This is a genomic window from Emticicia fontis, assembly GCF_054779675.1.
Genome location: NZ_BAAGXU010000064.1, coordinates 61791 through 77154, shown reverse-complemented (window position 1 = coordinate 77154; position 15364 = coordinate 61791). Strand labels below are relative to the sequence as shown.

Here is a 15364-nt window from a genome sequence, read left to right as displayed (position 1 = left end):
CCTCGCTGGATGGTCGGTTTGTAATTGTTTACCTTCATTTTTAAAAAGTTAAAATAAATTGTAAGAATAGAAACTTTATTATTTTTTTTTGTGTAATTTTGATATGTGTCAATTTAACACAAATAAATATGTGTCAAATGTACACATAATAATATAAAAACAAACTGAATATGATTTTTTTTTTATTAACTAGTATTATTTTAACAATTGCTTGAGTTACTCTTGAAATATTTCATTAAAATCACCATCAATTACTATTATTTACCTATGAAACCAACCTTAATAATCCTGATCTGCTTGTTATTCTTAGCCGGATGCAAAACAGAACCTGACAAACTCTTTGAAAAACTATCAGGTTCTAAAACGGGAGTTGATTTTATGAATAAGCTAGAAGCTAACGACCATTTGAATGCGTTTACCTTTACTAATTTTTACAATGGAGGAGGTGTCGGGATTGGCGATTTTAACAATGATGGTCTTGATGATATATTTCTTACAGGTAATCAGGTTAGTTGTGAGTTATATATGAATAAGGGGGAATTGAAATTTGAAAAAATCACAAAATCAGCAGGACTAACAACAGATAGATGGTGTAATGGGGTTTCGGTAATTGATATTAACAATGATGGTTGGGATGATATCTATATTTCGGTTGCTTATCATCCGTCTATGGCTAATACTCATAATCTCTTGTATATTAATCAGAAAACATCAGAACCAACCTTCAAGGAAGCAGCAGCGGTATATGGACTTGACTACGCCGGATATTCAACTCAGGCTGTATTTTTTGATTATGATATTGATGGTGATCTTGATGTATTTTTATTAAATACCTCACCAGATACGCAGAATCCTAGTTATTTGAGACCTGCTATAAATGATGGGTCACATCCCTCAACCAGTAGATTATTTCAAAACTATAGTATAACAGATGATCATCCTATTTATAAAGATGTTTCAGCAGAAGCTGGTATTATTTATGAAGGTTTAGGGCTTGGTGTGGTTATTTCAGACTACAATAATGACGGTTGGCCGGATATTTATTGTTCTAATGATTTTCTTAGTTCAGATATACTCTATTTAAATAAGGGCAATGGTACGTTTGAAAATGTAATCAAAAAAGCTATGCCCCATACTGCCCTATCTGGCATGGGTATAGATGCTGCGGATATCAATCAGGACGGCAAGATAGATATTTTCCAATTGGATATGCTGCCGGAAGATAATTCTAGACAGAAGCAAATGTTGGGCAAACCTGATTATGATAAAAAACAAATGAGTATAAACCCTCCCAACAATTATGAATTGCAGTACATGAGAAATATGCTGCAAGTTAATATTGGCAATGAAAATGGTATCCCACAATTTAGTGAAAACGGTCTTTTAGCAGGAATTGCCAAAACAGACTGGAGTTGGTCTACCCTACTTTGTGATTTTGATAATGATAGGCTGAAAGACGTTTTCGTTTCAAATGGTTATAGGAAGAACGTAACAGACCTTGATTTTATCAGCTATTACCGAAACAAAGATATGTTTGGCTCGGATAAAGCAAGAGCAGAGAATCGTAAAAATTTAATGGAGAAGGTACCAGAAATATCACTCAAAAATTATGCTTACCAAAATAAAGGTAATCTTGCGTTTGAAAATGTATCTGAAAAATGGGGATTAAACGAACTCTCTTACGCTAACGGTGCAGCATATACTGATCTTGATAATGACGGTGATTTGGATTTAATAGTAAACAATGTAGATAGCGAGGCTTCCATCTTTAGAAATTCATCAGAATTGCAAAGTTCAAATCGGAGCCTAACAATCGATTTTGAAGGAAATACCAACAACAAGTCAGGAATAGGTGCTAAAGTAGAAGCTTGGGTTGGTAATGAACAGCTTCTATTTGAAAATTATCCGATTAGAGGCTATCTTTCTTCTATGCCTCACAATATTTTAATAGGATTGGGGAAAAAGAAGCAAATTGATTCATTATTTATTACCTGGCCCGATGGTAAAGTTCAGAAAAAATATGCGATTGACAGTACAATTGGGAAATTAACTGTAAAATACGCTGAGGCTACTCAAAGTAAAACCCCTGTTGAACCCATCAATAAACTTTTCCAGGCTAGCAATGGCCTATTGGATTTTGAACACAGGGAATTCAATTATGTAGATTTTAATCAAACGGCTACACTACATAAAATGCTTTCTAAGCTAGGTCCGGCTATAGCTAAAGCAGACATTAATGGTGATGGTATAGAAGACCTGGCTATCGGAGGAGCATTATCAGGTAGCGAAACACAAATTTTTACTCAGGATAAAGCAGGAAAATTTAAAAAGGTTTCAGAAATCCCTACCAGCAAAAATATGGAAGTAGGTGCTATTCATTTTTTTGATGCTGATAAAGATGGAGACCAGGATTTAATCTTTGCTGGAGGAAGTTGTGAGAGACCATTAAATGTATCAGAAGCTTTTCAGCCACAATTATGGCTCAACGACGGGAAAGGAAATTTTACTAGTACAAAAGATTTCCCTTCCATTAATGTAAGCAGTCATACAATCATAACACTTGATTTAGATAACGATAATGACCTGGATATTTTTATAGGTGGGCGAATTATCCCAAATGAATATCCCAAAGAACCCCAAAGCTATATCCTTAGAAATGACAGTGGGAAATTTATAAATGCGACAACTCAACTCGCTCCATTTCTGAGTAAATTCGGGATGGTTTGTGATGCAAAAATAATTGATATAGATAAAGACGGATATAAGGATTTGATAGTAGTTGGTGAATGGATGCCATTGACTATTATAAAGAATAACAAAGGTCAGCTATCTTTTTATCAAAAAGAAAAAACAGAAGGTTGGTGGAACACTGTTGAAGTAGCAGACCTGAATAAGGATGGTTTCGATGATTTAATACTTGGCAATGAAGGACTAAATTCTTTTTATAAATCAAGTACTGAACACCCTGTAGTTCTATTAGCAAAAGATTTTGATAACAATAACAGAATTGATCCGATAATGGGTCAGTATAACAAGGGCCAATTAGTTCCCATTCATCCACGCGAAAACCTGAATCTGCAAATCAATACTTTCCGCAAAAGGTTTACGAATTTCAAAGATTATTCAAGCGTATTATTCGATGACTTATTTTCTACTGATGACAAAAAGGGCGCGATTAAAAAAGAAGTATATGAGCTAAACAGTTGCGTGGCTATGAATGATGGTAAAGGCAGTTTTCAGCTTACACCGCTTCCCTGGCAGGCGCAACAATCTCCTGTCTTCTCAATAATACCAGAAGACTACAATCATGATGGAAATATTGATTTATTGCTGGGAGGTAATTTCTTTGCTAATGAAGCCCATCAAGGCAGGCAGGATGCTTCAAGAGGAACTATTTTACTAGGTAATGGTAAGGGAGGATTTCATCCTATGGCTTTCGAACAAAGTGGTCTTAATTTCAGTGGTGATATCCGTACCTGTTTATTCTTCAAAAGCAATGGTATTTTACAGGCTTTTGCTAATTCGGGTAAAGTTCAGTCTTATAAATTGACAAATTCTTATTTTAAATAGTCAATTATATTCCTTGAATAATGATTATTATAGTGAACTGATTTAAAGTAAATAAAAAAAGACTCATAAAATTAAGATTTTTGTAACTCTCTTACCTTTTACAGACCTTTTAATGATACGAATCCTGAGCAAAGATAGCATAGAAAAATACATAGTTCCTTATTTAAGTGTGGGCAAACGAGGTGGTAGTTGGCATGACTATGCAGATATAGTGAGTGCGATTTGCACAGCTAAAATTAAGTGGGGTAGTTTATTTTATCATTTTCGAAAATGGGTTAAAGATGGCAGCTGGCAACCAGCTATGAATAGCTTGATAAGTCAGCATAAACGCTTATTGGGCTTTCATTTTGGTCAATTAGATGGTACTCATACAGCAGCTAAGAGAAGCAGTTGGGTATCAAGGGCGAAAAAAACAAAGTACCTCTAACAACTTGTGGCTGACCGAATGCAGATAAAGACTTTGATTCAGAAGAATTTAGAAAAGCTTGTCAGAAACATCAGAAAATGGCTAATGTGCCTGAAAATCGGAGAAACACAAGTACGTCATGGTTTCAATCGTACTTCTTTGGCAAGCAAATGTATCAGTACAGATATACCATTGAATGCACAAATGCTTGGTGTGATAGTTACAGAACGCTTTTAGCCAGACAGGGTACTTCTATCGACTCTTGGTCCGCCTGGCATTATACTAGGTCACTACTTTGCTTTTGTACATAAAATATTCAATGAAAAAACATAGCTGATTGATAGAAAAGCAAACCGACCACTACAATTATCAGCTTGTAGTGGTCGGTCTTTATACTTATATCAAGAAAAACAGTAATTAAATAATTGGGTTTAGAGTAGTCTGTTTTTTTGCTTCCTTTCTCTCAAATACACTAAACCACTTTATCATAAGTTTTGAATGATTTTCATTATAAAGATAGGCTTCAATGGCTACTTTGTCAGCTGTAAAATCAATAATATCACATTCAAAACCATAGAAACCTTTCTCCAGTATTTCCCTGAAAAAATAGTGACTCGAATACGTCAGAATCATTTTCTTTCCTGATTTAAACTGTCTGAGAGATTGAAAAACGTAGCCTTTCAGCAAGTTCAATAGCTGATTTATGGTTCCTTCATTTTCATTTGATACTTCGTTCTCAATAATGACTTTATAATAATAATTAAATTCTCGTTTATTAATACTTGAATTAAAAATCATAGATACTGGCTGGTTTAAAATTCTATAATAAATCCAATACTTGGCGTCGGCCTTCCGGATAGATTATCTAAAATTACCGGAATAGCATTTGACCCATCAGACCTGATGCCTTGTCCATCGCTTGTTTCAAAGTCAGAATTATCGGCTTTGCGTTTGAAGGTAAAATAAGGAATGGACGCATTTTTAAAGGCCAGTACATTTTGTACGTCTAAGAATACATCTAAGGTCCAGCGGGAATAATTCCATTTTTTATCCACGCGTATATCTACCTGATTAAAGGATTTCAACCGAACCGAATTTAATTGAGTATAATCAAAAATCCCTTGTCCGAGTGTCAGGTAATTTCGTTGAGAAGCAGCCAGGTCATAAGGCGTATAAGGACTACCGCCTGCAAAGCGATATTTTACGCCTAACTCCCACTGTTTATTTAATTTAAGACCATAAATAAGTGAAACCAGATGTCGGACATCCCAGGCAGAGGGTCTTAGAACGGTATTTTGCCCACCAAATTTGCTACGCACAAAGGTGTAAGAAAGTGTCAGGAAGTTGCGTTTCACAAGTTTCTGTTGAACAAAGAATTCAACACCATAAGTACGACCTTTCCCTGTAGATTGCACAGCTTCATTACCAATGGCGCCAAAATCACCACCCAGATTGGCTAAGGAGATATTATTCAGGGTAGTAACCGGGTAATTGCGGTAATCTTTGTAAAAGCCTTCTACAGTAAATCTCAAATCCGGTTTAGGAAGATACTCTAAACCTAGAGCATAGTGTATGGTATTGATATACTTGTTGTTTCGGTTGGTATAATTACCTTGCGTATCCTTGAAACCTAATACTGTATAAATAGGTATTTTATAATAGCTTCCCCAGGCGGCATTAAGTCTGAAATTATTGCTGAAAGGTACTGAAACAGAAAGGCGGGGCGAGAGCGTTTTTAAAGGGTTTTGACCTTCGTCAGTAAAACTGTTCATGTCGGTTCTTAGTCCGGCAGCCACACTTACCTGATTCCCAAAGGTTTTTCCAGCCTGTGCAAAAGCCCCGTATTTCCAGAAATTCAGGTCTGTCATAAAACGATAAGCTACTTCAGGCAGTATGATATTCCCGTTTTCGTCACGTACTTCATTTCTTATTTTCTGGAAGAAATCATTCCGGTAATTTACATACTGTATCACTCCGCCTACACTATAAGTAAAACCATTCTGAGATTTTTTCAGAGATGCCCTGAGTTTGGTTTCAATTTCTTTCGATTGGGAAAAGAGATTCTGCGACTGTGGATTGGGATTATTATTGTCTTCATACCGCTCCAGTGAATTATTCAGATGATTGCGGCTCAATGCAATAGTAATGAAACCTTTATTAATCAGATGTTTGACAGACGCACCAGCTGTATAATTCCATTGATTGATCAAAGAAGAATTGCGGAAGATATAAATGTTTTCAGGGCTGGGGTCTTTGGGTAAAGCAAATTTAAAATCATCGATTGCCCCTAAACCTATAAGGTTCAATGTTGTTTTTTCTCCTAGTTTATGAGTAATTTTAGTCTGAAAATCCCAATAATTAGGTCTGATGGGCAGGTCTATCAGTTTGAATAAAAGTTGCAGGTAAGAACGACGCCCCGAAAGCAGGAAATTGGTTTTATCACTTATTTTGCCATCAAAAGTGGCTGCCAGTTCAGTGGCACTTAAGCGGATATTGCTTTGCAGCCGCTCTGAATTACCCACTTTCTGGTTAATTTCAAAAACACCCGAAAGCGCATTATCATATTGTGCGTTGAAAGCAGAGGTACTCAATTTGATGTCTTCAACAAAAGCTGTATTGATAATACCCGCTGGTCCTCCGGCGCTTCCTTGTGTAGAAAAGTGGTTAAGGACAGGAATTTCGATGCCATCCAGATAATAGATATTTTCGTTTGGCCCGCCACCTCTCAGAACTATATCGTTTCTGAAACCACCGCTTCCGGTAGTTCCTGCTACTCCGGGAAGTGCCTGAATTACTTTTGAAACATCAAAATTACCACCCGGATTGCTCCTTATTTCTTCAACTGTAAGCGATTGTACAGAAAGCGGTGTGATAACATCTGATGCAATAGCCGATTTTTCTTTCTGATTTCTGACCGTTACTTCGCCTAAGGTAGCTGCTTCAGCTTGTAGCTCGAAATTCACAGACTGTGCATTACCGGAAGTAAGATTGATATTGTACTTAACAAGTGTCTGGTAGCCTACAAACGTAACTTTCAGGTTATAACTGCCAACGGGTAGAGACAAACGAAAGTTACCTTCAAGGTCGGTAGTAGTACCTTGCGTTGATTGTTCAACACTTACAGTAGCACCAATCAGAGGTTCCTGGGTATTTTTGTCAATAACCTTTCCGTAAATATTCCCTATATTTTGGGCAAAAACAGAAAAACTCAATAAGTATAAGAAAAAAGTAAAGTAGAATTTAATGGTTTTCATACAAAATGAATTAGATTAGTTTTATATAGAACATTTTTTTACCTTTAAATGTTTTATATAAAACAAAATAATTTTCAATAGTTTGATATAATACCATTAATCATGCTGATTAGTAAGCCATGGACTATACTATTTTAAAAGAAATTATTGCTTTGGCAGAAACTTACCAGAAGCAAACACATGCCCAACGTTGGCAGAAAGAACAATTTGTTTCATGGATTATCAATGAAGCCAATCAATCACAAAAAAGTGCAGATAATCTCATTCCGTCACAAGACGGCTTGATTTCAATGTTTTTAGGTATTGCTTATAAATATGCACAGTTTTATGCACGCAGGGTTTTCCGGGATACCGAAATCTACTCTCTTGATGACTTTGCCGTGTTAGTTTCTCTTTTTCCCAATAAAGAGTTTAAAAAAATAGATGTGCTTCGAATGTGTATTCAGGAGAAATCATCAGGTAATGAAGTCCTTAAAAGAATGCTTCGTGAAGGCATGCTACAGGAAAGAGATAATCCGGCAGATGCCCGCTCAAAGCTCTTGTCATTAACTGATAAAGGTCGTACACAGTTTGGTCTAATTCAGAATGGCATTCAGAAAATGTCAGGGCATATCGTTGGAAACCTGAGCATTGAGGAAAAAAATCATTTATTGCAGGTACTTATGAAACTCCATCAATATCACCATCCTTATTTTGAAGAAAATAATGAAGAAACTTTGAAACAATTATTAAACTGATTTTATCTGATGCCTGGTCATGGCGCCTGTTACCTTATTAATGGCCTTCATTAACTTAAGATCTTTATCATGGTAGGTCTTACTTTTCGCTACAAAGTTGGTTTGAAGGTTTTTAGAACTACAGAAACGGCGGTTATCATTGGTAGGGTAAATTCTGTCAGCAGTCAGATGAGTGCATACTCCGTAGATAGGGCTATTAAAGGAAAATAGTGTATTTTATGGCGTGAGATACTATGAAATACAACAAAAATCCCGAAATTCCAAGAAAGTGGAATTTTTTTGCGTTGTTTTTTTATGATTTTGTTTAAAGTAGCTTATTGTAATAACAATTTATCATATAACTTGTTATTACACATATTTTGGAGATAGTAGTGTCATTTTGACGAGCTTTTTTATTATCATAGATCGCTATAAAATTATGATGATATATATTTGTAGAAATAAAGTTTCTTTAGTTTATATATAACCAAGAAGCAATGCAGTTGACATCATAAAACCTTAAGGATTATATCTAACGGTTTTATTACTATATAACTTATCAGACTTATAAATAGTAAAAAAAGCCTCTATCTAGATAAGGTATTTACAGATATAACTCTATAATCTAAAAGCACGGATCATGATTAGCATCATTATTCCTACTTACAACGAAGCTGAAAATATCGTTCGACTTGTTCAGTTTTTAAAAGATAATGGCAATGGGTTGGTCAGAGAAATTATTGTAGCTGATGGAGGAAGCAGTGATGATACACTTAATTTAGCACTTAAGGCAGGTTCTAAGGCTATAATTTCTCCTCAAAAAGGAAGAGCCAACCAAATGAATTACGGTGCCTCAAAAAGTACAGGAAGCCTGTTGTATTTTGTTCATGCCGATACTTTCCCGCCTGCTTCCTTTGCCAATGATTTATTGTATTATCTGAATCGTAATTTTAATTGCGGCAGGTATAGAACAAAATTTGACAGTGCTAATCTTTTTTTACAAATCAATTCCTTTTTTACCCGGTTTGACTGGTTTGTTTGTTATGGTGGAGATCAAACTTTCTTTATTACAAAAACGCTCTTTGAAGAAATTGGCGGTTTTAAGTCTGATATGAGAATCATGGAAGATTACGAAATTGTAGTGCGGGCAAGAAAAAGCGGACGATATAAAATTATTCCTAAAGCCGCACTGATATCAGCTCGGAAATATCACAACAATAGCTGGCTAAGTGTCCAGTTCGCCAATTATAAAATCATACAGATGTTTCATAAAGGGGCTTCTCAGGTAGAAATGGTTACTACTTATAAGAGACTCCTTAATCCTTGATAAGTCGTATCATTACTTTATTGCCTCTTTTTAAAGCATATCTTTATAAGGAAGCCAATCTTCAACCGTATCAATGTCTGCCAGTTGTGCTAATGCTTTATAAGACAAATTCAACTCTGATATATTCTGGATGGTATCATGGTAGACAGAGTCTGTACTCCAAAGCTTATTTTCAAAAAAACAGCTATTAGGCTTCTTTAACCCAAGCAAGTAATATCCTCCATCAAATGTGGGTCCAATGACTACTTCATACTCGCTTAAACTTAAAAAGGCTTCTTCAATAATGGCTGTTTCCAAATCCGGGCAATCACTGCCAATAATGAGTACTTTACCATATCCTTTACTAAAAAGGTAAGTAAAAGCATTATACATCCTTTCTCCCAAGTCGTTACCTGTTTGCTGGGCCTTGATAAATAGGTCGTTCTCCCATAAGTCATTCTGATTGATACCATCTGCATAAAAAACAAACTTATGAGCATCTATGTGTTTGATTGCCTCATGTGTTTTTTTCAATAGACGGATATAGACCTGTAATGCTTCCTCATCACCAATCCCTTTTGCCAGGCGTGTCTTTACTTTGCCTAATTCAGGATTGCGAACAAATATAATAATTGCTTGTTGCATATCATTAAGCGACTGCGCCTCCACAACTGGAACCAGCGCCAGCGGTGCAACCATAACAGTGTTGATTGATGATAATAGGTCGGTTAAGTAGCTCAGTAGCATTGAATTGTGAAATATGTTCCTGACCGACGGCTACTTTCAAGTCAAGCATCTGGTTAAAATCACAATCATACATAAAGCCATCCCAGCTAATGGAAAGTGTATTGCGACACATCACATTCAAAGCGGCTGATGGATTAAAAGCAGTAATAAGTTTATCCATATACTTTTCGTAGTTACCCGTACGTAGCAAATAGTCTAGATAACGGCTGATAGGCATATTTGTGATGGTATAAAGATTATTAAATACAATATCAAAATCCTTTTTTAAGGCATATTTGTATTCTTTTTCAAGAGTAGCTTGTGAGGCAGGTAAAAAGGCACCAGCAGGGTTATAAACCAGATTTAAGAGTAAATTACTGCCTTCTACACCATATCCGACATTATTCAGTAACTGAAGAGCTTTGATGCTGTCTACAAATACACCTGTCCCTCGTTGACGATCTGTGCGATCCTTCGAATAAAAAGGCAGAGAAGAAACGACCTCAATAGAGTGCTGCTTAAAAAAGTCAGGCAAATCATGGTATTTTTTATTCGCCAGAATAATAGTCAGGTTACAGCGAACAATCACATGTTTATCCAGCTTTTTAATCTCTTCAATAAACCAACGGAAATGTGGGTTCATTTCTGGGGCACCACCAGTCAAATCAACAGTTTTAAAGGATTCATTATTTTTGAGTACATCCAGACATTGCTGCATGGTTTCTACTGTCATTATTTCTTTTCTGTCAGGCCCAGCATCTACATGACAATGTTGGCACACCTGATTACACATCTTGCCAACATTTATTTGAAAGATTTCCAGTTTGGTTGGTTGTAATGGAAAGTGCCCCAATGCTTTCAGTTTTTCACTAAATAGCACTTGCTTGGGTAAATTACTCTCATTATACCCACCCTCCAGAATGTTTATTTGTTCCTGTGTGCTAGCCAGATTACTCCCTTGTGCCTTAAGTGATTTCATTGAGCCGTTAGCATTTACATCGATATTTCTTTTACTTTATTCATCATTTGTACACCATGTACCAGGGCAGCACCGCCTTTAATTGCTGCCGCTACATGGACAGCTTCCATCATCTGCGCTTCACTATACCCTTTTTCAAAAGCATCACTGCTATAGGCATCAATGCAGTAGGGACATTGTACGGCATGTGCTACGGCTAATGCAATCAATGATTTTTCTTTGGCAGTTAAATTTCCTTCACCAAATACTTCTCCATACCAGGCAAAGAATTTATCAGCTAAAGGTTTCTGATATTCGCCAATACCTCCAAATTTGCCTAAGTCTTCGGCGTTATAATAATGATTTTCCATAATAGTCAGTTAAAATTTATAGTTATCTAAATACAATTCCCAGTCATACTTTTTAAATTCAATAGATGGATTTGCTTTTTCCGGAATAATCCTTTTCTCTTTTAACAAGCTAAGCATCTCATTTTTGCCGCCAAAATCTCCCCGAAACCAACTCATAATGGCAGGCAAATGCACAATATTATTCTTAGAATCATATATTACTTCACTCTTCAAATAAGCATAGGTAGCTAAATCCAATTGCGTATCTAGATTTTCAGGATTATAAAAAGCAATGGGAGGGCAACTTTTAGCTCCACAATTTAAGGCGAAATGAATACGGTAATCTACCTTTTCGACACGTAAGTCTTCTTCTCTTTTATCTGTGAACCACTTGTTAAAATAACCTAAACTCCATTTTGATTTTGAATGCCGTAGAATATCGTGTTCTATCTGATCTAAACTAAATAATTGCCCTGCGATCAATATCTGTTTTGCTTCAAAAAATGCACTCCTGTCTTTGTACTTTTCAGGGTCTTTCTTTAAAATAATTTGTGTAAAACTATTATAAATATTTATCCAGAAGGCTTTTTTGTCACTATCTCTTGTCAGCTGCTTTATCAGGTCATTATAATTTAGTGTTTTTAGTTCCTGTAAAAACTTAGCTGTATTCTCCCCTGTTTTAGCTGAATAGACAAAATTTTGAGAAAGTTGAACCAGTTTATTAGCCGATTTCAGGTTATTTGGCAGCATAGTAACTGTGCTTGTTATTGAGCTAGTAACGGAGGTATTTATCTTTTTCCCAGTCAACCAGTCACTCATCATTTTATCATTTATATTAATTGCATCGGTAACAGCTATGATGGTTCCATTTTTATCAAGAACTACAGTGTAAGGAAATGAAGCAGGCTTAAACAGGTTATTAAAAGTGTTTTCTTTATCTACAACTACCGGAAACTTAAATGGTTTATGGATTTCTAAAAATTTGGCCAGTTTTGCTTCGTCCTCATTAGAAACAAGAATAATATTCAGATTATTTTTAAAGGTAGTTTGCAGTTCACCTAAATGAGGCAATGCTTTAATGCATGGAGCGCACCAGGTGCCGAAGAAATCTATAATAGTGATTTCTTTTTTGAAACTATTGAGTGAAGCACCTTTTATATCAGTATTAAGAACTTTAGAAACTGGAATATTCTTTACTACATCCCCCAGTTTATAAGCTTGTTGCGCATATAGCTGAAGAATGAGGAATTGAAAGAATATAAGCAAAGAAATCTTTTTCATCTGACAAATAGCCATAGAATATATTTATTAGATATACGATGTTTTGGAAATAAAAGTTTTGTTAATGAGCTTAAAGTCAGGTTTTCTAATATTATTATTATAACGTGAGTTTGGGATTAGTTAAAAAGTCAAAAGAGCAAAAAATGAGATATTTGTGGTATTCGACTCCATAAACCTCAAATTTAAGCCCCATGACAGAGCTAAACTCCAAAAAAAAGTTAATCGAAATATTTTTTTCATGCGATTATTTTGATAAAGTGAATGGTAGAGCTCATTAGACTTCAAGCTATCAATCTGCATACGTTTGTCAAAGTTCTGATTTTACTAAGTAAACAAACAGGTAGTTACTTTATTGACAGTAAAAAATTGCCCGTTTGTGATAATCGCAGGATTCATTCTAATAAAGTATTTACTGAATTTGCCAGAAGAATAAAATCCTCTACACGATGGTTTTATGGGTTAAAAGTACATCTATTTATCAATGAATTAGGCTAAATTATGAACTTTATGCTAACTCCAACCAATTTGATGGATAATAGTGAACAAATCTTTAAAAAGATCCTTCAGAGGTTTAAAAGGCAAATGATATGGCGATAAAGGCTATCTTTCTAAATTCTTTTCCTATTTCTATCAACAAGGGTTACATCTTGTTACTAAAATTAGAGAAAATATGAAAAATCAACTTATGCATCTCAAGAAAAAGATTAATCTTAAAAAGAGAGCACTAATTGAATTCGTTAATGATATTCTTATGACCGTATTTGACATTGAACATACCAGACATTGTAGCCCAATCAATGCTATTACTCATATTCTTGGAGCATTAGCTGCTTGTTGCTTTTAGAAAATAAACAGACTACTTTTATTAAACGATAATCCCGAACTCACGTTAAATTAAAGACAAGGGTTCATTTGCGTTATGTACCACTTAAAGCATTTATACAGAGTTAAAATTAAGCGGGAAAGTTTATTCTATCATTTCCGAATTATTTCATTGCTCCACAACTTTTAGGATTGATCCCAACATCACTATTCAGAAATGCTATAAACCAAAAAAGCACTCATCTCTGAGTGCTTTTTGCGGGCTAAACGGGCTTACAATCGAATCCTTAGTCCTATTTTTAACGTTTTAGATAACATTTTTGAAGGTTAAGGGAGTGTAAAGTAGTCCATGTCAAGGATTTTATAAAACTCAGTTGGAGTTGGCTCCAACTGAGTTTTTTGTCAAAATAATAAAATTTCATGCTACCTTTAAAATAATTTATAACTATGATAAGGCAAAAACCCGATTTGATACAGGCATAGTCCACTTTTGGTTCACACTCTTGTAATTAATTCAGGGTTTATCTTGATAATATTTAGCCATCTCTCATATAACATTCACTATTAATTCTGGCAACCTCGTATTTCAGCTTTAAAAATACTCCCAATTTCAGCAACAAATCCAGGGTTTAATACAATAGCTTTACCTGCGTTATAAGTCACATTGGCCGGAGAAATAATTCTACTATTGGCTATTATCTGAGTTGACGCTTTCTCTGTTATATTTCCGGAAGTAAAATCTGAAATTAAGTTCTTAGAAGCAGGGACAACAGATAGAAAGTTAATGGTAGGATTACTCACAATAACCTGATTAGAGGATGTAACACGAATCAAATATTTATTACTTGCCTGTAGAGTTTGTGGCAATTGGCACACAACAGTACCAGGTGCATTACTTATTCCAAGTATCAATGGATTGACAAATCTACCCAGTGTGTCAGAAAGTTCAATCTGATAAGTATTAATTGGAGAAAAATCACCGGTAGTGGCAAAACTAACTTCTATATTTCCTCCTGCACAGAGAGTATTAGTAGGGATAGTTGGAGCTGCAATAGTCGACATATTGCCAACTACAGTAAAAGTAGTTACTACAGGTCCATAAACTATTCCACCTACTCTATTATCTTCCAGATAACCTGTTACAGTCATCGTGTAAGTCCCTGGAGTAAAATTGCGTCCATTAAAATCATTGGCAAGATTATCAAAAATGGCAAATGGCTGAACATTCTGCAAGATTGTCCAGTTAATTTCTGGTCCAACAATAGTCATATCTACACTTCCGATTGGAATAGTTGGGCAAATGGGAACAGCCATAATAGACACTTGTTCTTGAATTTGTTGAATCACCATGCCATCCTTTAATGAAAATAATGGTTGATAGGGATTCCCCGATTTGACATACTGATAATCTACTATCTGCACACATGGATCAATGCCACTGATAATTATATTGGTAGTTGCAGTAGAAGTACAAATTCCTGAAATAACTGTAAGTGTATAGGTTCCGGAATTAGCTGATAAAGCATTCAGGATAGTCGTATTCTGACTTGAACTAACAAACCCGGCAGGGCCAGTCCAGGTGTAAGTGGTAGTTCCGCTACCATTGCTTGACCCATTAAGTTGTATAGTCTGGCCAATAATGTAGGGTCCATTATTAGTAGCACTTGCTGTAAGTGCTAAGTTTTGAGTCACACTTGTAGTAGCCGTAGCTGAACAAACACTTGATTCCGTTACTGTTACAGTATAAGTTCCTGAAGAAGAAATATTTGCTGTAGCATTTAAACCCAGATCATTTGACCATTGATAAATAAGCGATTCGCCAATAGCAATAGCAGTTCTAGTTACGGAAGTCTCATTACAAGACAAATTTTTACTACCTGTAATACTAATAGTCGGAGGAGCTATAATTTGCAAACCTGTGACAGCAGTATTGGCTACACTTGTACAACTTCCAACGGTACAGGTAGCTGAAATA

13 protein-coding genes and 1 pseudogene are annotated in these 15364 nt (G+C 35.5%); 7 read left to right on the top strand and 7 right to left on the bottom strand.

All coding sequences use genetic code 11. The annotated features are described in order from the left end of the window. Positions 1 to 267 precede the first annotated feature (267 nt). From ACYVFA_RS24215 to ACYVFA_RS24205, 3 genes are all read left to right on the top strand, one after another. Entirely contained in the window at positions 268 to 3570 is a 3303-nt protein-coding gene (locus tag ACYVFA_RS24215) for a VCBS repeat-containing protein (RefSeq protein WP_460474436.1), read from the top strand. Positions 3571 to 3682: 112 nt separating this feature from the next. Next, positions 3683 to 3997, top strand: a complete 315-nt coding sequence (locus ACYVFA_RS24210; RefSeq protein WP_460474435.1) for a hypothetical protein — start codon at positions 3683 to 3685, stop codon at positions 3995 to 3997. Positions 3998 to 4015: 18 nt separating this feature from the next. Continuing rightward, positions 4016 to 4213: a hypothetical protein gene (locus tag ACYVFA_RS24205; protein ID WP_460474434.1), complete on the top strand. Its 198-nt coding sequence runs from the start codon at positions 4016 to 4018 to the stop codon at positions 4211 to 4213. Between the two features lie 180 nt (positions 4214 to 4393). Here ACYVFA_RS24205 and ACYVFA_RS24200 read toward each other — a convergent pair whose 3' ends face one another. Both ACYVFA_RS24200 and ACYVFA_RS24195 read right to left on the bottom strand, forming a co-directional pair. After that, positions 4394 to 4774, bottom strand: a complete 381-nt coding sequence (locus ACYVFA_RS24200; protein WP_460474433.1) for a hypothetical protein — start codon at positions 4772 to 4774, stop codon at positions 4394 to 4396. Positions 4775 to 4788: 14 nt separating this feature from the next. Continuing rightward, positions 4789 to 7230, bottom strand: a complete 2442-nt coding sequence (locus ACYVFA_RS24195; RefSeq protein ID WP_460474432.1) for a TonB-dependent receptor — start codon at positions 7228 to 7230, stop codon at positions 4789 to 4791. 119 nt (positions 7231 to 7349) lie between these two features. On the opposite strand from ACYVFA_RS24195, the gene ACYVFA_RS24190 reads away from it, so the two are divergent. Both ACYVFA_RS24190 and ACYVFA_RS24185 read left to right on the top strand, forming a co-directional pair. Further along, complete coding sequence (locus tag ACYVFA_RS24190; protein ID WP_460474431.1) at positions 7350 to 7967, top strand: MarR family winged helix-turn-helix transcriptional regulator; 618 nt, start codon at positions 7350 to 7352, stop codon at positions 7965 to 7967. 619 nt (positions 7968 to 8586) lie between these two features. Continuing rightward, positions 8587 to 9273 (top strand): TIGR04283 family arsenosugar biosynthesis glycosyltransferase, encoded by a 687-nt coding sequence (locus ACYVFA_RS24185; protein ID WP_460474430.1) that lies wholly within the window; start codon positions 8587 to 8589, stop codon positions 9271 to 9273. A 30-nt stretch (positions 9274 to 9303) separates the two neighbouring features. On the opposite strand, the gene ACYVFA_RS24180 is transcribed toward ACYVFA_RS24185, so the two are convergent. From ACYVFA_RS24180 to ACYVFA_RS24165, 4 genes are read right to left on the bottom strand one after another with little or no spacing between them, the layout of a single operon-like run. Next, complete coding sequence (locus tag ACYVFA_RS24180) at positions 9304 to 9951, bottom strand: TIGR04282 family arsenosugar biosynthesis glycosyltransferase (RefSeq protein WP_460474429.1); 648 nt, start codon at positions 9949 to 9951, stop codon at positions 9304 to 9306. Further along, positions 9902 to 10957 (bottom strand): radical SAM/Cys-rich domain protein, encoded by a 1056-nt coding sequence (gene arsS, locus ACYVFA_RS24175; RefSeq protein ID WP_460474428.1) that lies wholly within the window; start codon positions 10955 to 10957, stop codon positions 9902 to 9904. The genes ACYVFA_RS24180 and arsS overlap by 50 nt, the downstream gene beginning before the upstream one ends. Positions 10958 to 10971: 14 nt before the next feature. Then, positions 10972 to 11307, bottom strand: coding sequence for a carboxymuconolactone decarboxylase family protein (locus tag ACYVFA_RS24170; RefSeq protein ID WP_460474427.1), 336 nt, complete (start codon positions 11305 to 11307; stop codon positions 10972 to 10974). A 9-nt stretch (positions 11308 to 11316) separates the two neighbouring features. After that, positions 11317 to 12567: a DUF547 domain-containing protein gene (locus tag ACYVFA_RS24165; RefSeq protein ID WP_460474426.1), complete on the bottom strand. Its 1251-nt coding sequence runs from the start codon at positions 12565 to 12567 to the stop codon at positions 11317 to 11319. Between the two features lie 261 nt (positions 12568 to 12828). Between ACYVFA_RS24165 and ACYVFA_RS24160 the strand changes: the two genes are divergently transcribed. Beyond that, positions 12829 to 13062, top strand: coding sequence for a transposase (locus ACYVFA_RS24160; protein WP_460474425.1), 234 nt, complete (start codon positions 12829 to 12831; stop codon positions 13060 to 13062). 151 nt (positions 13063 to 13213) lie between these two features. Further along, a pseudogene (locus ACYVFA_RS24155) lies at positions 13214 to 13411 on the top strand (transposase); the annotation flags it as partial. Positions 13412 to 13953: 542 nt separating this feature from the next. On the opposite strand, the gene ACYVFA_RS24150 reads toward ACYVFA_RS24155, so the two are convergent. Further along, the coding region (locus ACYVFA_RS24150) for an immunoglobulin domain-containing protein (protein WP_460474424.1) at positions 13954 to 15364 on the bottom strand (1411 nt) is incomplete at its 5' end.

Excerpts from the sequence above, each read along its gene's own strand:
- ACYVFA_RS24215 (WP_460474436.1), top strand. The coding sequence starts at position 268 with ATGAAACCAACCTTAATAATCCTGATCTGCTTGTTATTCTTAGCCGGA.
- ACYVFA_RS24210 (WP_460474435.1), top strand. The coding sequence starts at position 3,683 with ATGATACGAATCCTGAGCAAAGATAGCATAGAAAAATACATAGTTCCT.
- ACYVFA_RS24205 (WP_460474434.1), top strand. The coding sequence starts at position 4,016 with ATGCAGATAAAGACTTTGATTCAGAAGAATTTAGAAAAGCTTGTCAGA.
- ACYVFA_RS24200 (WP_460474433.1), bottom strand. The coding sequence starts at position 4,774 with ATGATTTTTAATTCAAGTATTAATAAACGAGAATTTAATTATTATTAT.
- ACYVFA_RS24195 (WP_460474432.1), bottom strand. The coding sequence starts at position 7,230 with ATGAAAACCATTAAATTCTACTTTACTTTTTTCTTATACTTATTGAGT.
- ACYVFA_RS24190 (WP_460474431.1), top strand. The coding sequence starts at position 7,350 with ATGGACTATACTATTTTAAAAGAAATTATTGCTTTGGCAGAAACTTAC.
- ACYVFA_RS24185 (WP_460474430.1), top strand. The coding sequence starts at position 8,587 with ATGATTAGCATCATTATTCCTACTTACAACGAAGCTGAAAATATCGTT.
- ACYVFA_RS24180 (WP_460474429.1), bottom strand. The coding sequence starts at position 9,951 with ATGGTTGCACCGCTGGCGCTGGTTCCAGTTGTGGAGGCGCAGTCGCTT.
- arsS (WP_460474428.1), bottom strand. The coding sequence starts at position 10,957 with ATGAAATCACTTAAGGCACAAGGGAGTAATCTGGCTAGCACACAGGAA.
- ACYVFA_RS24170 (WP_460474427.1), bottom strand. The coding sequence starts at position 11,307 with ATGGAAAATCATTATTATAACGCCGAAGACTTAGGCAAATTTGGAGGT.
- ACYVFA_RS24165 (WP_460474426.1), bottom strand. The coding sequence starts at position 12,567 with ATGAAAAAGATTTCTTTGCTTATATTCTTTCAATTCCTCATTCTTCAG.
- ACYVFA_RS24160 (WP_460474425.1), top strand. The coding sequence starts at position 12,829 with ATGGTAGAGCTCATTAGACTTCAAGCTATCAATCTGCATACGTTTGTC.